The 21,755-nt window shown below is 69.1% G+C and carries 23 protein-coding genes; 13 read left to right on the forward strand and 10 right to left on the reverse strand.

Annotated elements, in window-relative coordinates; translation table 11 throughout:
* Positions 1–53 precede the first annotated feature (53 nt).
* Positions 54–845: an aquaporin gene (locus tag OG252_RS05375; RefSeq protein ID WP_266451614.1), complete on the reverse strand. Its 792-nt coding sequence runs from the start codon at positions 843–845 to the stop codon at positions 54–56.
* A 40-nt stretch (positions 846–885) separates the two neighbouring features.
* Entirely contained in the window at positions 886–1,200 is a 315-nt protein-coding gene (locus OG252_RS05380) for an ArsR/SmtB family transcription factor (RefSeq protein ID WP_266451613.1), read from the reverse strand.
* A gap of 126 nt (positions 1,201–1,326) precedes the next feature.
* On the opposite strand from OG252_RS05380, the gene OG252_RS05385 reads away from it, so the two are divergent.
* Positions 1,327–1,749 carry an arsenate reductase ArsC gene (locus tag OG252_RS05385; RefSeq protein ID WP_266451612.1) on the forward strand — a complete coding sequence of 141 codons (423 nt, stop codon included), beginning with the start codon at positions 1,327–1,329 and terminating at the stop codon, positions 1,747–1,749.
* A 95-nt stretch (positions 1,750–1,844) separates the two neighbouring features.
* Here the strand turns inward: OG252_RS05385 and OG252_RS05390 are convergent, their stop codons facing one another.
* From OG252_RS05390 to OG252_RS05400, 3 genes are all read right to left on the reverse strand, one after another.
* Entirely contained in the window at positions 1,845–2,825 is a 981-nt protein-coding gene (locus tag OG252_RS05390) for an NAD(P)-dependent alcohol dehydrogenase (RefSeq protein ID WP_329334136.1), read from the reverse strand.
* Entirely contained in the window at positions 2,822–2,995 is a 174-nt protein-coding gene (locus OG252_RS05395) for a helix-turn-helix transcriptional regulator (RefSeq protein ID WP_443068384.1), read from the reverse strand. Before OG252_RS05395 ends, OG252_RS05390 begins: the two co-directional genes overlap by 4 nt.
* 71 nt (positions 2,996–3,066) lie before the next feature.
* Positions 3,067–3,495 (reverse strand): hypothetical protein, encoded by a 429-nt coding sequence (locus tag OG252_RS05400; protein WP_266451609.1) that lies wholly within the window; start codon positions 3,493–3,495, stop codon positions 3,067–3,069.
* Positions 3,496–3,605: 110 nt separating this feature from the next.
* Here OG252_RS05400 and OG252_RS05405 point away from each other — a divergent pair, with 110 nt between their 5' ends.
* Together OG252_RS05405 and OG252_RS05410 are read left to right on the forward strand one after the other, a co-directional pair.
* Entirely contained in the window at positions 3,606–4,967 is a 1,362-nt protein-coding gene (locus OG252_RS05405; RefSeq protein ID WP_329334139.1) for a hypothetical protein, read from the forward strand.
* Positions 4,968–5,048: 81 nt separating this feature from the next.
* Complete coding sequence (locus OG252_RS05410; RefSeq protein ID WP_266453152.1) at positions 5,049–5,336, forward strand: metal-sensitive transcriptional regulator; 288 nt, start codon at positions 5,049–5,051, stop codon at positions 5,334–5,336.
* A gap of 56 nt (positions 5,337–5,392) precedes the next feature.
* On the opposite strand, the gene OG252_RS05415 is transcribed toward OG252_RS05410, so the two are convergent.
* Complete coding sequence (locus OG252_RS05415; RefSeq protein ID WP_329334141.1) at positions 5,393–7,558, reverse strand: MMPL family transporter; 2,166 nt, start codon at positions 7,556–7,558, stop codon at positions 5,393–5,395.
* 105 nt (positions 7,559–7,663) lie between these two features.
* Between OG252_RS05415 and OG252_RS05420 the strand changes: the two genes are divergently transcribed.
* Entirely contained in the window at positions 7,664–8,062 is a 399-nt protein-coding gene (locus tag OG252_RS05420) for a DUF302 domain-containing protein (protein WP_329334143.1), read from the forward strand.
* Positions 8,063–8,082: 20 nt separating this feature from the next.
* On the opposite strand, the gene OG252_RS05425 is transcribed toward OG252_RS05420, so the two are convergent.
* Positions 8,083–8,544, reverse strand: coding sequence for an Lrp/AsnC family transcriptional regulator (locus OG252_RS05425; protein WP_329334145.1), 462 nt, complete (start codon positions 8,542–8,544; stop codon positions 8,083–8,085).
* Between the two features lie 98 nt (positions 8,545–8,642).
* On the opposite strand from OG252_RS05425, the gene OG252_RS05430 reads away from it, so the two are divergent.
* Both OG252_RS05430 and OG252_RS05435 read left to right on the forward strand, forming a co-directional pair.
* Positions 8,643–9,749 (forward strand): histidinol-phosphate transaminase, encoded by a 1,107-nt coding sequence (locus OG252_RS05430; RefSeq protein WP_329334147.1) that lies wholly within the window; start codon positions 8,643–8,645, stop codon positions 9,747–9,749.
* On the forward strand, positions 9,746–10,381 hold the full coding sequence (locus OG252_RS05435; protein ID WP_266451602.1) for a YitT family protein: 636 nt from the start codon (positions 9,746–9,748) through the stop codon (positions 10,379–10,381). Before OG252_RS05430 ends, OG252_RS05435 begins: the two co-directional genes overlap by 4 nt.
* 113 nt (positions 10,382–10,494) lie before the next feature.
* Here OG252_RS05435 and OG252_RS05440 read toward each other — a convergent pair whose 3' ends face one another.
* On the reverse strand, positions 10,495–12,243 hold the full coding sequence (locus tag OG252_RS05440; protein ID WP_443068385.1) for a VanW family protein: 1,749 nt from the start codon (positions 12,241–12,243) through the stop codon (positions 10,495–10,497).
* Positions 12,244–12,453: 210 nt separating this feature from the next.
* Positions 12,454–13,260 carry a DeoR/GlpR family DNA-binding transcription regulator gene (locus OG252_RS05445; RefSeq protein WP_266451601.1) on the reverse strand — a complete coding sequence of 269 codons (807 nt, stop codon included), beginning with the start codon at positions 13,258–13,260 and terminating at the stop codon, positions 12,454–12,456.
* Between the two features lie 306 nt (positions 13,261–13,566).
* On the opposite strand from OG252_RS05445, the gene OG252_RS05450 reads away from it, so the two are divergent.
* The 7 genes from OG252_RS05450 to OG252_RS05480 all read left to right on the forward strand — a co-directional run bounded on the left by OG252_RS05450 (position 13,567) and on the right by OG252_RS05480 (position 21,387).
* The gene (locus OG252_RS05450) at positions 13,567–14,634 is read left to right on the forward strand and encodes an ABC transporter substrate-binding protein (protein WP_266451600.1); all 1,068 of its coding nucleotides are present in this window, start codon (positions 13,567–13,569) and stop codon (positions 14,632–14,634) included.
* Positions 14,635–14,678: 44 nt separating this feature from the next.
* Positions 14,679–15,497: an ATP-binding cassette domain-containing protein gene (locus tag OG252_RS05455; protein WP_329334151.1), complete on the forward strand. Its 819-nt coding sequence runs from the start codon at positions 14,679–14,681 to the stop codon at positions 15,495–15,497.
* A gap of 122 nt (positions 15,498–15,619) precedes the next feature.
* Positions 15,620–16,744: a sugar ABC transporter permease gene (locus OG252_RS05460; protein ID WP_443068482.1), complete on the forward strand. Its 1,125-nt coding sequence runs from the start codon at positions 15,620–15,622 to the stop codon at positions 16,742–16,744.
* Between the two features lie 5 nt (positions 16,745–16,749).
* A complete protein-coding gene (locus tag OG252_RS05465) occupies positions 16,750–18,243 on the forward strand; it encodes an FGGY-family carbohydrate kinase (RefSeq protein WP_329334156.1) in 1,494 nt (497 codons plus the stop codon).
* Positions 18,240–19,727 carry an FGGY-family carbohydrate kinase gene (locus OG252_RS05470; RefSeq protein ID WP_329334158.1) on the forward strand — a complete coding sequence of 496 codons (1,488 nt, stop codon included), beginning with the start codon at positions 18,240–18,242 and terminating at the stop codon, positions 19,725–19,727. Before OG252_RS05465 ends, OG252_RS05470 begins: the two co-directional genes overlap by 4 nt.
* Positions 19,724–20,356, forward strand: coding sequence for a histidine phosphatase family protein (locus OG252_RS05475; protein WP_266451595.1), 633 nt, complete (start codon positions 19,724–19,726; stop codon positions 20,354–20,356). Before OG252_RS05470 ends, OG252_RS05475 begins: the two co-directional genes overlap by 4 nt.
* Positions 20,353–21,387: a 2-hydroxyacid dehydrogenase gene (locus tag OG252_RS05480; RefSeq protein ID WP_329334161.1), complete on the forward strand. Its 1,035-nt coding sequence runs from the start codon at positions 20,353–20,355 to the stop codon at positions 21,385–21,387. Before OG252_RS05475 ends, OG252_RS05480 begins: the two co-directional genes overlap by 4 nt.
* An 8-nt stretch (positions 21,388–21,395) precedes the next feature.
* On the opposite strand, the gene OG252_RS05485 is transcribed toward OG252_RS05480, so the two are convergent.
* Positions 21,396–21,737 (reverse strand): VOC family protein, encoded by a 342-nt coding sequence (locus OG252_RS05485; RefSeq protein WP_329334164.1) that lies wholly within the window; start codon positions 21,735–21,737, stop codon positions 21,396–21,398.
* Positions 21,738–21,755 lie beyond the last annotated feature (18 nt).

The following is a 21,755-nucleotide window of genomic DNA, read 5'->3' on the forward strand; positions in this document are numbered from 1 at the left end:
ACGAGGCAATCGAGTGGTCCGACCGCCGCATCGCACCACGCCCGTCCGACGGGTCATTCGGCGGAGCGACCGGGCATGAAGACGACCGCGACCAGGGCCAGACCGACCACCGCGCCCACGAGTTGGGCGCCGATGAACCCCAGGACCGAACCCGGTGCGATGCCTGCGAACGTGTCGCTGAACGCGCGGCCGACCGTCACCGCCGGGTTGGCGAAGGACGTGGACGAGGTGAACCAGTACGCGGCGCCGATGTAGGAGGCGACCGCGACGGGGGCGAAGCGGAGGCGGTCGGTGCGGGCCAGGCCGAAGATCAGCAGGATCAGCCCGGCCGTGGCGACGACCTCGCCGAGCAGCAGATGGCCCGCCGAGCGGTCGTGGGTGGACCACTCCACCAGCGGCTTGCCGAACATCGCGTCCGCCAGCACGGCACCCGCGATGGCGCCGACGACCTGGGCCGGGACGTAGACGGCGACCTCACGGGCGGTGACGCCGTCGCCGCCGCGCCGCGCGGTCCACCACTCGGCCAACGTGACGGCCGGGTTGAAGTGCGCGCCGGAGACCGGGCCGAGCAGCAGGATCAGGATGCCGAGGCCGAAGACGGTGGCGATCGAGTTGGCCAGCAGCTGGACGCCGACGTCCTTCGTCAGTTCGGTGGCCTGGATGCCGGAGCCGATCACGATCGCGACGAGGAGTGCGGTGCCGAGGAGTTCCGCCGCGGCCCGGGCGGTCAGCGGCGTACGGGGCGGGGTGGCGCCCGGCGCGGGCCGGGGCTCGTGCCCCGGCGTGGCGGAGGCTACGGCGGACTCCCCGGCTCTGTCGTGTTCGGTGGCCTCGGTGGCGGTCAACAGGACTCCTCGGTGGGGACGGAAGGCGACGGGCGCCAGGTCAGGGACAGGACCGCTTGATGTTGTTCTCGGCGGTGGCGCGCGCGGTCTCCGCGAGGTCGGCGAACTGACCGGCCAACGAGGCGATGACATCGGGCTTCAGCCGGTAGTAGGTGAACCGGCCACACGGCTCCGTCTCCACGATCCCCGCCTCGCGCAGCACCTTCAGATGGTTGGAGACGTTGGTCTGCTTGGCCCCCGTTTCCTCGATCAGGTGCGTGCTGCAGAGCGTCTCCCGGGCCAGCAGGGTGACGATCCGCAGCCGCATGGGGTCTGCGAGAACCCGCATCAGATCAGTGTCGACCGACGTCATCATGGGCTGATACTGTCACATCACTCGGAGCTGATACCAGCCCGGGATGAATCGTTGGAACCCGTGGAGCCTCAGCCTCCCGCACCCCTTACGCAGACCTCTCTTGATCCGTTCACGAAGGAAGAACCCATGTCCTCCGCCAGCCCGCTCGCCTCCGTGCTGTTCGTCTGCGTCCACAATGCCGGGCGCTCGCAGATGGCCGCCGGCTTCCTCAACCACCTCGCGGGCGACCGGATCGAGGTTCGTTCCGCCGGCTCCATTCCCGGCGACCAGGTCAACCCGGCCGCGGTCGAGGCCATGAGCGAGGTCGGTGTCGACATCGCCGACGCCAAGCCGAAGGTCCTCACCACCGAGGCCGTCCAGGCCTCCGACTACGTCATCACCATGGGCTGCGGCGACGCCTGCCCCATTTTCCCCGGCAAGACGTACCTCGACTGGGCTCTCGAAGACCCGGCCGGCAAGGGCGTCGAGTCCGTCCGCCCCATCCGCGACGAGATCAAGACCCGCATCGAGGCCCTGATCGCCGAGATCGACGCCAAGCAGGAGGCCTGAGCGGCGTGGCCGGCTCCGGCATACGCGAGGTCATCCGTCACCGGCTCTTCGGCGACGCGATCCTCGTCGGCGAGGCCTGACCACGTTGTCTGACCTCACATGGCGATGACGATCTTGCCCCGTGCGCGGCCCTGCTCCAGATGCCGGATGGCTTCCGGAACCTCGCCCAGCGCGTACGTCCTCTCGATGACCGGCGTGACTTTGCCGGCCTCGATGAGTTGCGTCAGGAGCTCGAGGTCCGCGTTGCGTTCCGTGGACATCAGGCCGCGCAGTTTCTGTTTGGTGAACGGGGACAGGAGCATCGCCTGGAGCGTGCGGTCCACGCCTTGCAGCCACCGCCCATCCCCTTCGCCGCCCACCAGGACGAGGGTTCCGCCAGGGGTGAGGGCGCGCCGCAGGAGTGACAAGGGGCGGTTGCCCGCGGTGTCGAGGATGAGGTCGTAGCGGCGGGCCCCGTCCGCGAGGTCCGCGAAGTTCTCGCGGGTGTAGTCGATGACGTGGTCCGCACCGATCGACCGGACCAGTTCCGTCTTCGTCGTGCTGCACAGGCCCGTGACGTCCGCCCCGAAGGCCTTGGCCAGTTGCACGGCGTACGTTCCTATGCCTCCCGCCGCGCCGATGACCAGGACCTTGTGTCCTGCCTGCACCTGCCCTCTGTCGCGCAGGCCCTGGAGGGCGGCGAAGGCGGCGGTGGGAACGGCTGCCGCCTGCTCGAAGGTGAGGTTGGCCGGCTTGGGTGCCAGCCTGTCCTGCCGACCACGCGCGTACTCGGCGAAGGAGCCCTCGCAGGTGCCGTACACCTCGTCGCCCGGGCGAAAGCGCGTCACGTTGGTGCCGACCGCCTCGACCCGCCCCGCGACATCCAGGCCACGGGTGCGGGATGCGGGGGCGCGAAGCCCGAATCCCATCAGGCGCATCAGATAGGGCATGCCCGTCATGCAGTGCCAGTCGGCCGGGTTCACCCCTGCCGCGCGCACCTGCACGAGCACGTCGTCGGGCCCGGGTTCCGGAGTGGCGATGTCCCTGAGGTCCAGGACTTCCGTCGGGCCGTACATGTCCTGAACAACTGCCTTCACGGTGTCTCCTCTTCGTGGTCCGAGTACTGGAACACGTCGTCCAGTGGGACTTGGAACACCTTGGCGATCTGGAATGCCATCTCCAGGGAGGGCGAATAACGGCCCTGTTCGATGGCGATGACGGTCTGGCGGGATACGCCGATCCGGTCCGCCAGTTGAGCCTGGGTCATTTCTCCGCGGGTGAATCGGAGGGACCGGATCGAATTCGTGACTCTGGTGGGCTTGGCTTTCGGCTTGGGCTTCACCACGGCTGGAAGCCTCGGCGGTACGCGACGATCCTGGCGGCGGACCCGAGGATCGCGGACAGGACGAACGCCAGGTAGATCGCGTTGGAGATCCAGAAGTGGTCCAGCTCGGCCATCGACATGGCGAGGGCCGACACTCCGCCCACGACAAGGAACGACTGGCCGACGTATTCGCCGAACCGAATGATCTCCTTGTCGCGCTGGTCCTTCTTGCGGGCGTCCTTCGGCGAGAACGTCGCGACGAGGATGTGCAGCACGATCGACGCGGCGATCGAGGCGCCGACGGCCCACAGCATCGCGGACACGTACGCCACATCGGCGAAAGCGGTGTCGCCCGCCCGCCCAAGAATGACGGCGCCGTACGCCGTATATGTGCCGATCGCGAGGACCGCCATGATCCACGCGCTCTTCTCTTCGAATGGCATGCCGTGAATGTAAAGCACAGCAGACATGGAGTCAAGATTTCTTTACATGGCCGACCCTGGAATCAGCGCCTGACGCCACGGGGGTCTGGAGCGGTCACTAAGTTGGCCGCATGACGAGCCTCGATCATCCGCGACTGTCCGGGCTGGGCCGGAACCCAGCAGCTCCCGTGGATGTCCTGGTGCGCCTGGCCGCACACAAGGCCGGCCGGCACGGAATCTCCATGCGTCGCGGACGGCTGGCGGACGCCGTTGTCGAGGCACTGTTGACGCACGGCGACGACGACACCGCGGTGAGCCTTCACGGTGACCGGCTCTCCCCGGCGATGCGCCGGAGGATCGCCGAGCATCCCGATCCCGCGGTCCGGGACGCGTTCGCGGACTTTGTCCGCTACACGGTGGACCGCCAGGTGACGATCGGCATCGAAGCCCTTGAGGAGGCCCACGGCCGGCCTCGGACCGCACTTGTCGGCGCACCGAGTCCGAAGCTGCGCGCCGCGGTCGCGCGAGACTGGTACGACCGGCCGGCAGAGGTGCAAGCGGCCCTGCTCGCCGACCCGGACCCACTGGTCCGTGCGGCCGCCACCGTGGACAAGGAACCAGGTGTCCCGCCGGAATGGAGGGACCGCTGCCTTGCCGACCCGGCCACGCGCGTCAACGTGGCGCGCTATGTCCCGCTCACGTCGGACCAGTTCACACAGCTCATGCGAACCGAGGACGAAGACGTCCATCAGGCTGTCGCCACAAACCCGTACCTGTCCGCCGACATGGTTGCCCGGCTCCTGGACATCGACGACCCTGCCGTGCGCGTCGCGGTGGCGCAGAGCCGCCACGTCGACACCGAAACCCGGAACCGGCTGTACGCGCTCGTAGAGGCCGAACGCGCGGACGGAAGCATCGAGGCTGAGGTGGCGCTGAGCTGGAACTTCACCGAACCGGACTGGCTGCGCGGAGCGCCCCTCGATGAGCGGATGACCTATCTGGACTGCCAACAGACCATTTTCCGGCGCGTACTGGCCTCCTGCCGCGACCTGCCCGAGGAGGCATGGCGTCGGCTGGACAACGATCCGGACCTCATGGTCCGCCGCATCGCCGCCCGCCGGCCGGACGCACCGCCGGACGTCCTGGAACAGCTGGTACGCGCCCACGGCGACGTCTTCCACATCCGACCGCTGCTCGTCGAGCACCCCAACTTTCCCCGCCACACGCTGCGCACGCTCGTCGACGAACCGAGCCCGAACGTGCGCTACGTCGCGCTGCAGGACCCCGAGCTGCCCGTGACAGCCCTTCAGCAACTCGCCACCGCTGAGGACTCCTTCCTGCGCCGCGGGGTCGCCCGTCACCCCAACGTCACGGATGCGCTGCTGGAGCGACTGCTGGCGGATCCGGCCCCCGAGGTCGCCGACGATGCCGGAGCGAACCCCGCGCTGCGGCCCGCCCGGATGTATCGAATCCTCGCCGAGGCCGGTTTGTGAGTCCCCACATCATCGGACCTGCTCCTCGTTCCCCCGACCGCGGGAGTACATTACCCCTAGGGGTATGAGTGAGGAGTGATGGTGGATCTGGAACTCGCGGGTGCGGAGCTGAAGTCCGTGCTGAACCGGCTGCGCAGGGCGCAGGGCCAGATCGCCGGAGTGATCCGGATGATCGAGGAAGGCCGGGACTGCGAGGACGTGGTGATGCAGTTGTCCGCGGCCTCCCGCGCTCTCGACCGGGCGGGGTTCGCCATCATCGCCACTGGTCTGCAGCAGTGCTTGACGGACACCGACGGCGACGGCAGGACCGATGAGAGCCGCGAGCAGATGCGCGCCCGCCTGGAGAAACTGTTCCTTTCGCTGGCCTGAGGCGGCTGTGCGGACCGCTGCGTCGATGGGCATGGACGCGTGTGATCAGCGTCAGCTCAGCCGTGCGAGAAGCGGATCTTCGGCAGCACCCGGCGCAGCCAGGCCGGTGACCACCAGGCGGCCCGGCCGGTCAGGCGGAGCAGGACCGGGAGCAGTACGAGCCGGATGAGGAAGGCGTCGAGCAGGACGGCAATGCCGAGGACGATACCCATCTCCTTGGGCGGCAGCGGGTCGGCCAGCGCGAAGGTGAAGAACACGGCGACCATGACCGCGGCCGCGGCGAAGACGACCCGGCCGGACTGCGCGAGGGCGCCGACGACCGCCTGCCTGGGGTCGCCCGTCCGCTCGTAGTTCTCCTTGGCGGAGGAGAGCAGGAAGACGGTGTAGTCCATGGCGATGGCGAAGATCATCGCGAAGAAGAAGACCGGCCCCCATCCGTCGAGGAAGCCCTGCGGTTCGAAACCGAGCAGGTCCGAGAGGTGCCCGTCCTGGAAGATCAGCCTGGCGACGCCGAAGGCGGCAGCGGTGGCGAGGAGGTTGGTCAGCACGCCGATGGCGGCGACCAGCGGGGCCTGCAGGGCGACCAGCAGGAGGAGGAAGCCGAGCACCAGGATGACCCCGATGACGAGCGGTGCCTTGGCGTCCAGGGCCTGCTTGAGGTCGAGGTTCTCCACGGCCGCGCCGCCGACCAGCGCGTCGTCGGGGAGCTCCGCGCGCAGCGTGTGCACGGTCTTCGTCAGCGAGGGATCGGACGGGTCGACGGACGGCACGGCCTGGACGAGGCTCCAGCCCGATCCGTCGGCCGCCTGCTGGGCCGGCAGCACACCCGCGATGCCGTCCGCCGACCTGAGCACCTCGGCCATGTCGGCGGACCGGGCGTCCGGTACGGCGATCTGCAGCATGCCCGGCGCACCCTTGCCGAAGCTCTCCTGGACGAGGGCGTACCCCTGGCGCGAACTGTCGTCCTCAGGCACGACCTTGATGGACGGCATCGCCGTCTTCAGCCCGAACACCGGCACGGCCAGGGCGATGAGAACAGCCAGTGCGAGGGCACCGAAGCGCAGCGGCTGCCGCCACAGACGCTCGCCCCAGGCACCGAAGCGCGGTGACTCGGTCCGGTCTGTCCGCGTACGGGGCAGGGCCCACTTGTTGACGTTCGAACCGAGCTTGGCGAGGACCGCGGGCAGCAGCGTCAGGGTGGCGGCGAGGACGAAGACGACGGAGAGCATGATGCCGACCGCCATGGTCCGTACGGCGGGCGCGGGCACCAGCATCACCGCGGACAGACTGACGAGCACGGTCAGCCCCGACAGCAGGACCGCCTTCCCCGCGGTGTCCATGGTCTCCTCCACGGCACGCCGCCGGTCACCGCTGTGCGCCAGGGCGGCGCGGAACCGGATCACCAGGAACAGCGCGTAGTCGATACCCAGGGCGAGCGCGAACATCAGGGCGAAGTCCATGGCCCAGATGGAGATCGGCGTGACATGGCTGATGAGGACGAGGGAGCCGACCGAGGCGGCCAGGCCCGCCATCGTGAGCAGCAGCGGCAGTCCCGCGGCGACCAGCGAGCCGAACGCCACGACGAGGACCGCCAGGGTCACCGGCCAGGACAGGATCTCGGCCTGGATCATCGCCTCGAGGTTGGCGGTGTTGAAGTCGCTCCACATCACCGACGATCCGGTGGCCCGCACGGTCACGTCGTCGGTGGACAGCTCGCGCAGCGGCTCCTTGAGGTCCTCCGCGGCGCGCACCATGTCGTCGGGGTCGACCGCGGCACCGCCCAGGACGACGGCGGTCCTGCCGTCGCGACTGATGCTCGCACCGGGCTGCGGCCCGACGACCTCGCTGATCCGGTCGTCGGCCGTCAGCTCCTTGGTCACCTCGGCGATGACGCGCTGCACCGCCGGCTCGCCGACCTGGTGACTGTGCGAGGACACGACGACCTGTATCGCGGAGGAACCGGTGCCGCCGAAGTGCTTCTCGGCCAGCTCACGCACCTTCACCGACTCCGAGCCGTTGCTCTGCCAGCCCGCACCGGAGAGCGCCGAGGTCACCTGCGGAGCGAAGGCCCCCAGCACGGCGACGACGACCAGCCAGCCGATGAGCACCTGCTTGAAGTGCCCGGCGGTCCAGGCGCCGAGCCGCCCCAGCGGGCCGGCCGAACCCGGCGGAGAGGGGTCTTCGGCATTCCTGCCGGGCGCGCCGGTGGTGGTTGTGGACATGCTTCCTCCTTGGGCCGAAATACCCCGTGGGGTATCCTGTGAGGCAGAGAATACCCCAGGGGGTATTTAGCCGGGCTCACGCCACCACTCGAAGGGATCCACGCAATGCGCTACGACCGCACCGTGCACGTAAAGAGCGACTTCGCCACCACCGTCACGGCGGTGCGCGAGGCCCTGGCCGAGCAGGGATTCGGCATCCTCACCGAGATAGACGTCACCGCCACGCTCAAGGCCAAGCTCGGGCATGGCATGGAGGACTACCTGATCCTGGGCGCCTGCAACCCGCCCCTCGCCCACCGGGCCCTGGAGATCGACCGCACGATAGGGCTGCTCCTGCCCTGCAACGTCGTCGTACGCGCCGAGGGGGACCACACCGTCGTACAGGCCCTCGATCCCGGCACGATGACCGCCCTCACGGGACTCGAAGCCCTGCGCCCCGTGGCCGAAGAGGCGACACGCCGACTCGACGAAGCCCTGAGCGCGCTCACGCGGCAACCTGCGTGAGACACGGGCCCCCGCACCCCTCAGTCCTGGGCGGCCTCTTGGATGAGCGCGCGGATCCGCAGCGGCATCTCCTCGCACAGCGAGATGGCCGTACTGGTCCGTGTCACACCCGGCGCGGCGACGATCCGTCCGGTGATCCGATGCAGGTCTGCTGTGTCCCGGGCGACCACCTTCACCAGCAGGTCCGCCTCTCCCGTGGTCGAGTGCATCTCGACCACCTCCGGAATGCCGCGCAGGGTCTCCATCGCGCGCGGAGAGCTGGTCTGACTCAGCGCGATCGACACGAAGGCGACCAGCCCACGGCCGAGAAACGCCGGGTCGACACGGCGGGTGAACTCTCGGAGCGCTCCGACTTGCTGCATGCGCTGCAAGCGGGAGCTGAGGGTGTTGCGCGCGATGCCCAGCCGTGCCGCGAGCGCCAGGGCGGTGGCGTCCGGCTCGTCGTCGATGGCGAGGAGGATCTTTGCATCAAGGCTGTCCACCTGAACATTCTGTCACTGATTCCGTGACTCTGGTTCCATCCTGCTCAGCCGAAAAGAGAGGTGTTGCACATTCGGCGCTTCCTTTGCAGGCTGTCTGCATGCCCGAGTCCAGTTCGACGCGGTCCGTCCGGCGATCTCCCGCCCTGCGCACCGCGCTCTCCGCCATACCGCCCTACGCCCCCGGCCGCCGCGCGTCATCCGACCTCACCGCGGCTCTCGCGTCCAACGAAAGCCACTTCGCACCCCTGCCGTCCGTGCAGCAGGTCGTACAGAACGCCGCTCGGACGGTCAACCGCTACCCGGACATGACGAGCACCCGCCTGCGCGAGGAAATCGGCGCGTTCCTTCAGACGGATCCCGGCCACATCGCCGTCAGCCCGGGAAGTGTCGGAGCACTGCAGCAGCTCATGACCTCGTTCTGCGACGAGGGCGACGAAGTCGTCTTCGCCTGGCGCTCGTTCGAGGCCTACCCGATCCTCGTCCGGCTTGCCGGCGCCCGGCCCGTCCCCGTTCCCCTCACCGCGGACGAGGAGCACGACCTCGACGCCATGGCGGCCGCGATCACCGATCGAACGCGGATGGTGCTCCTGTGCGTGCCCAACAACCCGACCGGTGTGGGCATGACCCAGGCCGACCTGGTGGCATTCCTCGACCGGGTCCCGCCGACCGTGCTCGTGGTGGTCGACGAGGCATACGCCGAGTACGTCGACTCACCGGGACACGCCGCCGCCCTGAGCCTGCTCGACGAACGATCCAACGTCTGTGTCCTGCGCACCTTCTCCAAGGCGTACGGACTCGCCGGTCTGCGCGTCGGATACGCCGTGGGGCCCGCCCATGTCGCGGACGGCCTGAGGCGGGCAGCGCTTCCCTTCGGGGTCAGCGCTCCGGCCCAGGAGGCCGCGATCGCCTCGCTCGCCGCAGCCGGGGAGTTGCACACACGCGTCACGGCCCTGGTCCGGGAACGGAGACGAGTCGTCGATGCGGTTCGGGACCAGGGATGGTCCGTTCCCGACAGCCAGGCGAACTTCTTCTGGCTGCGCGCCAACGGCCGCCCGCTGAGCAGACTGCTCACCGCGTTCGACGACGCGGAGATCCTGGTACGGCCCTTCGCCGACGAAGGAATCCGCGTCACCCTCGCCGACCGCGCCACCAACGACCGCGTCCTGCGGGTCCTTTCCGACGTGCGTCGCGGAGCAGCACTGTGAACACCGGGACCGTCGAAGCCCCGTCCACCGACCGCGTGATACCGCACAGCCCTGCCGAGGACGTCCTCGGCATCGCCGTCGGCACCCTGGTCACCTCGTTCGGGCTCTTCCTGATCAACACCACAGGTGCGGTCACCGGCGGTACCGCCGGCCTCGTTCTGTGGCTCGCACAGACCGCGCACTGGCCGTTCGCCGCCGTCTTCGCCCTCGTGAACCTGCCCTTCGCCGTCCTGGCCTGGACACGAAGGGGATGGCGCTTCGTCGCGAGTTCGGTGCTGGCGGTGTCGTTGCTCTCGGCGTTCTCCCTGCTCCATCCCATGTACATCGAAGCGGCACAGGTCAATCCGCTGTATGCCGTGCTCATGGGCAATCTCGCCGCGGGGATCGGCCTCCTCATCGTGCTGCGCCACCATTCCAGCCTCGGTGGTTTCAACGTCGTCGCCCTCATGTGCCAGGACAGCCTGGGATGGCGAGCCGGATACGTACTCCTCGCGCTCGACGCCACGGTCGTCGCACTGTCAGCCCTGACAGCACCGTTTCACACCGTCGTACTGTCCGCGGCAGGCGTCGTCGTCCTCAGTCTGGTCCTCGTCGTGAACCACCGGCCCGGCCGCTATCCCGCGGCGCTCTGAGCGGCGGGCGGGTTCACGGGCCGGTCGGCTGCGCCGGCGTTCGGTGGCGTTGCGTGACAGGGCCTCGGGCGGGGAACCCGTCGCCGTCCGCTCCCTCGCGGACCGACCGGCACTCAGTCGCAGGTGACGCTGTCTCGCGGCACATAACGGGTCTTGAAGGTCTCGCGCCTGACTTCCTCGCCGCCGTCCTTGAAGACCCGGTCGACTGCCACGTCGAAGCCTTCGAGGGGGGTCTGCGGCACGCACTTCTCCTCGGCACCCTCGCGGGTTCCCGGCTGCTTCACGTTGGTACGCGGGCCCTTGACGGCCTCCACCGCGTCGTACTTCTTGGTGCCGAGGAAGGTGACCGTGACGGAGGTGTCGGTGGCGCTCGCCTGGATGTAGAGGGCGTTGCCCGAGTCGTTCCTGAACCTCAGGTCGATGCTGCCCCAGGCCACCGTCGCCTCCCGGCCCTCCGGGTAGCGCTCTATGTAGAACGAGTGCGCCCGGTACTCCAGCGGTTTCACCCCGGCGAAGAACATGGCGTTGAAGACCGTGGTGGCGACCGTGGACACGCCCCCACCGGCTGCCTTCTCGAACTGGTCGTTGTTGATGATGATGCCCTCGACGAACCCGTTGGCCTTGGTCCGCTCGCCCACGGTGCGGTTCAGGCTCCAGTCCTCGCCGGGGCGCACGACCGACCCGTCGATCAGCTCCGCGGCACGGCCGATGTTGGTGACGCGGTACGGCTCGGGCTCGAAGTTGACCGTGAAGGTGGACAGCTTCTCCTTGATCCCCAGCCGGCCGACGTCGTCGCCGGTCAGCTTCGGCTCCACCTTCTCGGTGGCCACCGCCCCGGTGCGGGCCGCTCCCGTCCGTGTCAGGAGCGGCAGTACGGTCGTTTCGACCGCCTTGGCCGTGATCTCCTGCCCGACCTTGCCGTTCGAGGCCACCACCACGCGCCCGCCGTCCAGGCTCAGCTTGGCGTCGACCGCCTCGTCGGTGGCCTGCGCGAGCGGACCGGCCAGCGCCGGATCCGCCAAAAGCCCCTTGCCGTCCAGTGCCGGGGTGAGCCGGTTCGCCTTGTCCGGTTTCATCGCCAGGTGTGCACCGAGCGTCGCCGGACTGATCTCGATCTTCCGCCCGCCCGCGGTGAGGGTGACCGGGGCCGACATCGCGGGCCCGGCGAACTCCTTGATCGCCCGGTTCACCTCCGCCGCACCGACCCGTGGCTCGGTGGTACGGATCGGCAGAGTGACCGCTGCCGTCCCCTGGCCGGGGACGGAGGAGGCCGCCAGAGCCTTCAGCGCGCCGTCCACGTCCAGGGACTGCCCGGACACCGGCTTCGCGGACACCGGCTCGCCCGCGTGGAACGTGACGCCGCCCTCGCGGACCTTCCGGTCGTGCGCCTTCGCGGTCTTGGCCAGCGCGGCACGCGCCTTCGCCTCGTCCACGCGGACGACCGGCTCCACTTCACGATCATCGCTGGTGAACAGGCGGCCGATCACGGTGAACGGGTCGCTGCCCGTGCGCGCGGCGCGGGCGACGGTCTCTTCGCCGTCCAGAGAAAAGCCCGCCACGTCGATGGCGGAGGTGCGGTCGCCGATGCGCACCTTCACCGGCTCCGACCAGGCTCCGCCGAGGGTGCTCTGCAGCTTCTCCAGCGCCTGCGAGCGGCTCATCCCGCCGATGTCCACACCGCTCACCCGGGTGCCCCCGGGAACCTCGCCGCTGGAGACCAGCAGGCCCACCACGTACAGCCCGCCGAAGGCGAGACCCGCCGCGCCGGCCGCCACCAGAGCGACGCGGCCTATTCGGCGACGGCCGCCCGGCGTGGCGTCGGCGGTGTCGGCGGGTGGGCCGAGAAGGGATGAGCGGAGCACTGGTTCTCCTCGTCTGTAACCGGTGGTGCTGTAACCGGTGGTGCTGTCGGGATGTCCATGGCACCGGCATTTCCCCACCGGACCAGTGCTACTCGGCCGGTCGGCGCGCATCCCCCAGTTAACTAAGACTCTTAGTTGTACCAGTAGCAATCGGCCGGATTTGTCGGTTGTGGCGCTTCCCACAGTCCCACCGTCGGCCGCGAACCGGCTTCACTCCGCGTCGGCAACGAGCACTTCCACGCCGCTGGCCTGCAGCGCGTCGAGCTCCGGCGCCGAGATGCCGGCGTCGACGATGACGAGGTCGAACGCGGTGACGGATGCCAGCTGGTAGAGGCCGCGGCGTTGGAACTTGGTGTGGTCGACCAGAAGGATCTTGCGGTCGCAGGCCTCCATCAGCGCTCGTTTCACTCCCACGGTCTCCTGGGACTGGTGGTAGCAGTGGCCACGGGTGATGGCCGTCGTCGAGGCGAACAGCGTGTCGGCACGCAGGCTGTTGACCGCGTCGATGGTCCGGATGCCGAGGAACGCGTCGTAGGCCGGGTAGTAGGCGCCGCCAAGGGAGATGAGGTCGATCCCCGGGCTCCCGGCCAGAACCTGGATCACGGGCACGAAGTTGGTGATGACCGTGAGCGGCGCGCGCTGCGAGAGCAGTCCGGCGAGCGCGAGGGCAGTGGTGCTGTCGTCGACGATGAGGGACTGCCCGGGCTTGACGAGGGGAAGTGCGGCACGGGCGAGCGCGCTCTTCGCCGCCGCCATGGCCTGGTTGCGGTGCCTGATGTCGCCGTGGAACGCCGTCGACGGTTGTGCGGTCGCGCCGCCGCGGACCTTTCTCAGCCACCCCTTGCCCTGCAGGTAGTCGAGATCGCGACGGATGGTCATCGGTGTCACGCCGAGCTCGTCGGCGAGCCGCTCGATGCGGACGAAGCCTTCGTCGACGACGCGGCTCTTGATCTGCTCCCGCCTCTCGCGCGGCCCTCGCCCGCCCTCATCGGTGGCTGGATCCCTGCCTTCCCCCATGGAGTCCCCCTGTTCCCTTTCTGTTAACAGAACACATACGGGCCGTACCGGGTTCTCATCCCGCCCGCTGCAGGCCCTTCCCTGCAACGAGCGTGTTACAGCTCGGTTTGTGACGCGCCCGCCGAAGGAGCATGACACACCGATGTTCACCCCTGCCAGTAGAACGAACAGCATGAATGATCAAACGATCAGACTTCGGTGTTCAGTTCTCAGGATCTGTTGACACTCCCAAGGGCCGCGAGTTTCTTGTGCGTTACGTCATAGCGGCCGACCGGCGGCTACACGGTCCGGATCAAGGAGTGGAACATGAGGAAACTGGCCAGTGGTGCTCTCACCGGCATCCTCGCCCTGGGCGCTCTCACCGCCTGCGCCCAGGAACCGAGTGCTGGTTCCGCCAAGGCGGACGGAGGGTCGGGCAAGGTCGCGTTCCTCATGCCGGACCTGGCCTCCACCCGCTACGAGCAGTACGACGCTCCGCTGTTCAAGGAGCGTATGGCCAGGCTCTGCCCGGACTGCGAGGTGCTCTACCAGAACGCCAACGCCGACGCCTCGCTTCAGCAGCAGCAGGCGAACTCCGCGATGACCCAGGGCGCCAAGGTCATCGTGCTCGACCCGGTGGACTCGGCCGCGGCGGCCACGATCGTGCAGACGGCGCAGTCCCAGGGCGTCAAGGTGGTCGCCTACGACCGCCCCATCCCCGACAAGCCCGCGGACTTCTACGTGTCCTTCGACAACGAGGCCATCGGTGAGGCCATCGCCCAGTCGCTGGTCGATCACCTGAAGGAGACCAAGGCCACGGGCGGTGTGCTCCAGATCAACGGGTCTCCCACCGACGCTGCCGCCGGACTGATCAAGAAGGGCATCCACAACGGACTCGACGGCAGCGGGTTCAAGCTGCTCGCCGAGTACGACACGCCGGGGTGGGCTCCGGAGAAGGCCCAGCAGTGGGCGAGCGGTCAGATCTCCCAGTACCGCGGCAGGATCGCCGGGGTGGTGGCGGCCAACGACGGCACCGGCGGCGGAGCGATCGCAGCGTTCAAGGCCGCGGATGTGAAAGTCCCGCCGGTCACCGGCAACGACGCGGAACTGGCAGCGATCCAGCGCATCATCGCGGGCGATCAGTACAACACCATCTCGAAGCCGATCAAGATCGTCGCCGAGGCGGCCGCGGACGTTGCCTACAAGTTGCTGCAGGGAGAGAAGCCCAAGGCAGGCACCACGCTCTTCAGCACCCCGTCGCAGCTGTTCAAGCCGACCGTCGTGACACAGAAGAACCTCAAGGAGGTCACCTTCGGTCCCGAAGGAGTGCTCAAGGCCAAGGACGTGTGCACCGCGCAGTACGCCGCCGACTGCCGGCGACTGGGCATCCAGTAGCGGTCCGAAGTCCCTGAGGAAGTCCCTGAGGAAAGAGGGTCACGATGACAGGCACCGCGGTCACCGGTGCGGGCACGGACACCGTGTTGTCGCTGAGCGGAATCTGCAAGAACTTCGGCGCGGTCGCCGCGCTGACCGACATAGAGCTCGACGTCGCGGCCGGTGAGGTGGTCGCCATCGTCGGGGACAACGGCGCCGGCAAGTCCACCCTGGTGAAGATCCTGTCCGGGGTGTACACCCCGGACGCGGGAGAGATCTACTTTCACGGCAAGAAGGTGTCTCTCGGCTCACCGGCCCTTGCCCACTCGATGGGCATAGCCACCGTTTTCCAGGACCTCGCCCTGTGCGAGAACCTCGACGTCAAGGCGAACCTGTTCCTGGGCCAGGAACTCCGGCCCTGGATGCTGGACGACGTCGCGATGGAGAAGCGCTCCTGGGAGTTGCTGCGACAGCTGTCGGCGAAGATCCCCACGCTCAGCGTCCCGGTGGCCGCCCTCTCGGGCGGCCAGCGGCAGACGGTCGCGATCGCACGGTCCCTGCTGAGCAATCCGAAGATCGTCCTGCTCGACGAGCCGACGGCCGCCCTGGGCGTCGCGCAGACGGCCGAGGTCCTCAACCTGGTCGAGCGGCTCAAGCACAACGGACTCGGCGTGGTGATGATCAGCCACAACATGGAGGACGTCCGGGCGGTCGCCGACCGCGTCGCGGTGCTGAGACTGGGCCGCAACAACGGTGTGTACGACGCCAAGGACGTCTCCTCCGAAGAGATCGTCGCCGCGATCACCGGCGCGAGCGACAACGTGGTCTCGCGGCGAGCCGCGGGCCGGGCGACTTCCCCGAAGGAAGAGAAGGGAGAGCTGTGACCATCATCGACACCTCGGTGGCAACGGCCACCGACCGGCAGGACGAGCGTCTCGTGACGCCGCAGGGCATCGCCGACAGCATCAGGGCCACGATCCGCCGCGTCCGGGGCGGAGACCTGGGCATGCTGCCTGTCGTCGGCGGCATCGTGGTGATCTGGACGATCTTCCAGCTGCTCAATCCGACCTTCCTGTCCAGCACCAACCTGGTGAACCTGTCCTTCGACATGGTCCCGGTGGGCGTCCTCGCGCTGGGCATCGTGTGCGTCCTGCTGGTCGGCCAGATCGACCTCTCCGTGGGATCGGTGAGCGGCGTGTCGGCCGCGATCACGGCCGTCGTCATGGTCAAGAACGAGCAGCCGATGTGGCTGGCGGTCCTCGCGGCCGTGGCCGGCGGCTGCCTGATCGGATGGCTCTACGGCCAGGTACTCAACCGCGTGGGCGTGCCCAGCTTCGTGGTCACCCTGGGCGGGCTGCTGGCCTTCCTCGGCGTCCAGCTTTGGCTGCTGCGAGGCCAGAACGCGATCAACCTGCCCTACGACTCCACCCTGGTGAAGTTCGCGCAACTGTGGTTCGTCCCCGCCTGGCTGGCCTACGCGCTGGCGGTGGCGGCCGCGGGCGGGTTCCTGGCCTCCGGGTGGGTGCGTGCCCGGACGCGTCGCAACGCCGGGCTGTCGTCCTCGTCGCCGCAGTGGCTTGTCATGCAGTCCCTTCCGCTGCTGGCCGGGCTGCTGCTCGTGGTCTTCTACCTGAACCGCACGCGCGGTGTCGCCTGGATGTTCGTCTTCTTCGTCGCGCTGGTGCTGGTGATGAACTACGTCCTGACCCGCACCAAGTTCGGACGGTCGCTCTACGCGGTCGGCGGCAATGCCGAGGCGTCCCGCAGGGCCGGCATCAACGTGCGCCGCGTCTACACCTCGGCGTTCGTCATGTGTTCCGCGCTGGCCGCGGTCGGCGGCATCCTGGCCGCTTCGCGACTGGCCGCGGCGAACCAGAGCAGCGGTTCCGGAGACGTCAACCTCAACGCCATCGCCGCGGCGGTGATCGGTGGGACCAGCCTGTTCGGCGGCCGCGGCTCGGCCATCGCCGCCCTGCTGGGAGTCCTGGTCATCCAGTCGATCTCCAGCGGTCTCACTCTGCTGAACCTCGACTCCTCCTACCGGTTCATCATCACCGGCGTGGTCCTGCTCATCGCCGTCGGCCTGGACTCCGTCGCCGGGCGTTCGCGCCAGGCACACGGTCGGGGGTGAAGCGAGTGACTGCGATCGCCATCGACGCGGGTACCACCACCATCAAGGTGGTCGGATACGCCGACGACGGGAAGGAGCTGGCGGTGAGCCGTCGGCCGACCCAGGTGATGCGGCCCCGTCCGGGGTGGGCCGAGCAGGACATGTCCGAGGTCTGGGCCGCGGTCGCCGCCGCCGTCCGGGAAGTCGTCGCCGCGCTCCCCGACGTACCCGACCTGGTCGCCGTCACCGCACAGGGCGACGGAGCCTGGCTGGTCGACGGCCAGGGGCGCCCCACCGGACCCGCCGTACTGTGGAACGACGGACGAGCCACGGAGCAGATCACGGCGTGGGAGCGTGACGGGGTGGCGCAGGAGGCGTTCCGGATCTGCGGATCCCGGGTGTCCACCGGGATGCCCAACGCCGTGCTGGCCTGGCTGCACGAGAACGACCCCGACCGGGTGGCCCGATCGAGCCACCTGCTGACCTGCGGCGGCTGGCTTCACCTGAAGCTGACGGGGGAGCCCGCCGTCGACGAGTCGGACGCCTCGGCGCCGTTCATGGACATCAGGCGGCGCGACTGGTCCGACCGGCTGTTCGAGCTCTACGGCCTTCAGTGGGCACGGCGACTCCTGCCCGAGCTTCGCGACGACGACCACCGCGTCACCACGATCAGCACCTCCGCGGCCGAAGAGACCGGCCTGCCGGCAGGCATCCCGGTGGTGATGGCGCCGTACGACATCTGCGCCACCGCCATCGGCGCCAGCGCGGTGACCGCCGGCCAGGCGTGCTGCATCCTCGGCACCACCCTGGCCACGGAGGTCATCACGGACACGGTGGTCACCGACGAGCCGGTGGGCATCACCGTGACGCTCGGAGTCCCGGGTCGCTACCTTCGTGCCTTCCCCACCATGAGCGGCGGCGACGTCCTGGACTGGGGGGCGGGGCTGCTCGGACTGACCTCGGTCACCGACCTGATGGAGCTGGCGGCGCGGGGCCGACGCCATACAGCCGGGGTGCGGTTCATCCCCTACCTCTCGCCTGCCGGGGAGCGGGCCCCGTTCTTCGACACCACCGCCCGCGGTTCCCTGTCCGGCCTGTCCCTGGAAGCCGGCCGCGAGGAGGTGGCCCGTGCGCTGGTGGAGGGGGTCACCATGACCATCCGCGACTGTCTGGCCGCGGCCCCGGGTTCCCCGGACAGGCTGGCGCTCTGCGGCGGCGGCACCAGAAGCGACTTCTGGATGCGGATGATCGCCGATGTGACCGGCCTTCCCGTGACCATTCCCGCCTCCGCGGAGGTCGGGGCCCGCGGCGCCTGGCTGACCGGTCTGGTCGCCACCGGCCGTGAGCCGGACTTCCCGACCGCCGCCGCCCGGCACGTGCAGGTCGCCGCCACCTACCAGCCCGATCCGCAGGCCTTCGACGACTTCAGCGACCGGTACGCCGGCTTCCTGCGGCTGCGGGAGCTGAACCGGCCGCTGTGGACAGGCGACGCGTCCTCGACGAGCGGAGTCGGCGCATGACCGCCGGTGGAGGCGATGCGTGGCTGGGCATCGACCTGGGGACTCAGGGCGTCCGTGTGGTCGTCGCCGCGTCCGACGGCAGTCTGCTGGGCGAGGGCTCGTGCCCACTCACCAGCCACCGGGAGGGCGATCGCCATGAACAGCACCCCGAGCAGTGGTGGCGCGCGGTCCGCACGGCTATCGGCCGGGCCCGCACCGCCGGTGCCGACCTGCGCCGTGTCCAGGGGGTGGCCGTGGACGCGACCTCCGGCACCATCACCATGCTCGACCGCCGGGGCCTGAGTGTGACACCGGCGTTGATGTACGACGACGGGCGCGCCACGGCGGAGACGGACCAGGTCAACGCCGCCGGGGAGCAGCAGTGGGCCAAGGCCGGCTACCAGCGGATGCAGCGATCCTGGGCTCTGCCCAAGCTCCGATGGCTGCTCGACCACTATCCCCACGCCGCTGAGGACGGCTGGCGGCTGGCGCATCAGAACGACGTCATCAACGGCAAGCTCGTCGGGCACGAGGTACCGACCGACACCAGCAACGCGCTCAAGACCGGCGCCGACGCCGCACAGGTGACCTGGCCCGAGGCGGTTCTCGCCGCGTTGGAGATTCCCCGCGCGATGCTGCCCGACCTGGTACTGCCCGGCACGGTCATCGGTCAGGTCTGCGCCGCGGCCGCCGCCGAGACCGGGCTGGCCGAAGGCACCGCCGTCGTCGCCGGGATGACCGACGGCTGCGCGGCACAACTGGGCTCCGGCGCGACCGCCGTAGGAAGCTGGAACTCGGTCATGGGCACCACCCTCGTACTCAAAGGCGTCACCAAAGACCTCGTCCGTGATCCGCACGGGGTCGTCTACTCCCACCGATCGCCCTCGGGTCACTGGCTGCCCGGCGGAGCCTCCAGTGTCGGAGCCGGCCTGGTCGCACGCGAATTCGCGGACGCCGACCTGGACCGGCTCACCCGCGAGGCCGCGGCACTGCTGCCCACCGACCTGCTGCGCTACCCGCTGGTCTCCCCGGGCGAACGGTTCCCCTTCGTCACCCCGGACGCCCGCGCGTTCGGCAGCCGCGAACCGGCCACCCGCGCCGAGTCCTTCGCCGCACTGCTGCAGGGCGCCGCGTACGTCGAACGGCTCTGCTTCGACTACGTGGACCTGCTCGGCGCCCCGACCGACGGAGCGATCGTCCTCACCGGCGGGGCCACCCGCAACCCCCTGTGGAACCAGTTGCGCGCCGATGTGCTGCGACGCCCGGTGACCCTCCCGCGCAACGCGCAACCGGCGCTCGGCATGGCGGTGCTGGCCGCATCGAGCCGTGCCCCGCTGGACAGCGTCGCCGCCGCGATGGTGCGACCCGACCGGACCCTCGAACCGCGCCGTTCGGAGAAGCACCGTCACGAAGAGGGCTACCTCCGGCTACTCGATCTGCTTGTCCAACGCGGCTGGCTCCCCGGCGTCGTCGCGACCCACGCCCGAGAGAGGACGGCGCTTTGAGCCTCCATGTCATCTTCGTCCGGCACGGGGAGACCGTGTGGCACGCCGAGAACCGGTATGCCGGCAGCACCGACATCGTGCTCACCGAGCGCGGCCACGCACAGTCACGCGCGCTCGCGGACTGGGCCGAGCAGGCGGACCTCACCGCCATCTGGGCCTCCACGCTGACGCGCTCCCAAGAGACCGCGCGCGAGAGCGCGTTGCGCACCGGGCTGCCGGTGAGCGTGGACGAACGGCTGCGCGAACTCGACTTCGGCATCGCCGAGGGCCTGACGCGTGCGGAGATGCAACAGCGGTTTTCCGACCATCTCGCGGCCTTCACGACCGACCCGGTGACGAACCACTTCCCCAAGGGGGAGAACCCCGTCGACGCCGCCGACCGCTATCTGGCGTTCCTCACCGACCTCCAGGACCTCCAGGCCGATCACCGCGACGGCCGCGTCCTGGTCGTGGGCCACTCCACCGCGATCCGGCTCGCGCTGTGCCGCCTGCTCGGCCTGCCGCTGCGCGCGTACCGCCGGACCTTCCCGTTCCTGGCCAACTGCGCACTCAACGAAGTCGTGTTCAACGACGGCGTGCCGTCGCTGCTGAGTCTGAACCGCCCCGTGACCCCAGGAGCACTCACGTGACCACCATCCTCGCCGCCGGTGACCACTTCGTCCTCAACTCCCTGCTCATCGACAGGCTCCGGCCCGCCGCACCCACCGCGACCTTCCGCGAACTCACCCTGCCCTGGCCGGTCGAGCCCTTCGGGGAGGTGGCCGAGGTACGGGAGGCGTCCGGCACCGAGGAGCAGCTCATCGAGGCCCTCGACGGAGTGGACATCTGCGTCACCCAGATGGCCCCGCTCACCGAACGGATCCTGAAGGCCAGCCCCGATCTGCGTCTGTTCTGCGTCAGCCGCGGCGGCCCCGTCAACGCCAACCTCGAAGCAGCCACCCGGCACGGCGTCGCGGTCTGCTTCGCCCCCGGGCGCAACGCCACCGCCACCGCCGAGCACACGGTCGCCCTCATGACGGCCGCGGCCCGACGCGTGCCCGCCACCCACGCGGACCTCGCCGCAGGCACCTGGCGAGGCGACTACTACATGTTCGACAAGGTCGGGCCGGAGCTCGAGGGCAGCACCGTCGGCATCGTCGGATACGGCGCCATCGGCTCCCGAGTCGCCCGGATCCTGCGCGGCTTCGGAGCCCATGTGCTCGTCGCCGACCCCTATGTCCGTGCGGACGACGTGGCACCGGCCGAGGTCACCGACCTGGCGGACCTCATGCGGCGCTCCACGTTCGTCACCGTCCATGCCCGCGCGACTCCGGAAACCGAGCGCCTGATCTCCAGGCAGCTGATCGACCTGATGCCCGAGGGCGGCGTGCTGGTCAACTGTGCCCGCGGGTCCCTCGTCGACTACGACGCCGTGTGCGACGCCCTGGACGCCGGAAAGCTCTTCGGCGCGGCCTTCGACGTCTTCCCCCGTGAACCGATCCCCGCCAACTCACGCCTGCTGACGACGCCCAACATCGTCATGACGCCCCATCTGGCCGGCGCCAGCAAACAGACCGCCTACAACGCCGCCTCCATCGTGGCCTCCGAAGTAGCCCGATTCCTGGAGGGCCGGCCACTCGCGCACTGCGCGAATCCGGAGGTTCTTGCCCGACTTCTCTGAGACCCGGCTCAGAGTGGGGCGCCGCCGAACCCGATCTCGTTCCCTTCCGGATCGTGGTACGTCACCTTGCGCACGCCGTTGGCGTAGGTCTCCCGCTTCGTGGGCTCCAGTCCCCGATCGGTGATCCCGGCCACGAGGGTGTCGAGGTCGTCGACGAAGATGGTGTGCAGGGCGTGGCCGGCGTGCTCGGGCCGCTGTTCGATGGCCACCGACCGATGTTCCGCGAGTTCCCATACGGCCTCCGTGTCGCTCGCGACGAACGTCGGCGGGCAACCCAGCAGCTGTTCGTACCAGGCGAGGGCCGCTGCGTAGTCATTGACGGGGATGCCTGCGAAGAGGTCGACGGCCATGCCGCCATGGTAGGCCGG

It is taken from the genome of Streptomyces sp. NBC_01352 (assembly GCF_036237295.1).
In the GTDB taxonomy this organism is placed as follows: Bacteria; Actinomycetota; Actinomycetes; order Streptomycetales; family Streptomycetaceae; genus Streptomyces; species Streptomyces plumbiresistens.

Coding starts and splice junctions, on each gene's coding strand:
- OG252_RS05420 (WP_329334143.1), top strand. CDS start 7,664: ATGCGCTACGACCGCACCGTGCACGTAAAGAGCGACTTCGCCACCACC.
- OG252_RS05405 (WP_329334139.1), top strand. CDS start 3,606: ATGACGAGCCTCGATCATCCGCGACTGTCCGGGCTGGGCCGGAACCCA.
- OG252_RS05460 (WP_443068482.1), top strand. CDS start 15,620: ATGCTGCCTGTCGTCGGCGGCATCGTGGTGATCTGGACGATCTTCCAG.
- OG252_RS05415 (WP_329334141.1), bottom strand. CDS start 7,558: ATGTCCACAACCACCACCGGCGCGCCCGGCAGGAATGCCGAAGACCCC.
- OG252_RS05445 (WP_266451601.1), bottom strand. CDS start 13,260: ATGGGGGAAGGCAGGGATCCAGCCACCGATGAGGGCGGGCGAGGGCCG.
- OG252_RS05430 (WP_329334147.1), top strand. CDS start 8,643: ATGCCCGAGTCCAGTTCGACGCGGTCCGTCCGGCGATCTCCCGCCCTG.
- OG252_RS05485 (WP_329334164.1), bottom strand. CDS start 21,737: ATGGCCGTCGACCTCTTCGCAGGCATCCCCGTCAATGACTACGCAGCG.
- OG252_RS05395 (WP_443068384.1), bottom strand. CDS start 2,995: ATGACCCAGGCTCAACTGGCGGACCGGATCGGCGTATCCCGCCAGACC.
- OG252_RS05455 (WP_329334151.1), top strand. CDS start 14,679: ATGACAGGCACCGCGGTCACCGGTGCGGGCACGGACACCGTGTTGTCG.
- OG252_RS05450 (WP_266451600.1), top strand. CDS start 13,567: ATGAGGAAACTGGCCAGTGGTGCTCTCACCGGCATCCTCGCCCTGGGC.
- OG252_RS05385 (WP_266451612.1), top strand. CDS start 1,327: ATGTCCTCCGCCAGCCCGCTCGCCTCCGTGCTGTTCGTCTGCGTCCAC.
- OG252_RS05400 (WP_266451609.1), bottom strand. CDS start 3,495: ATGCCATTCGAAGAGAAGAGCGCGTGGATCATGGCGGTCCTCGCGATC.
- OG252_RS05470 (WP_329334158.1), top strand. CDS start 18,240: ATGACCGCCGGTGGAGGCGATGCGTGGCTGGGCATCGACCTGGGGACT.
- OG252_RS05380 (WP_266451613.1), bottom strand. CDS start 1,200: ATGATGACGTCGGTCGACACTGATCTGATGCGGGTTCTCGCAGACCCC.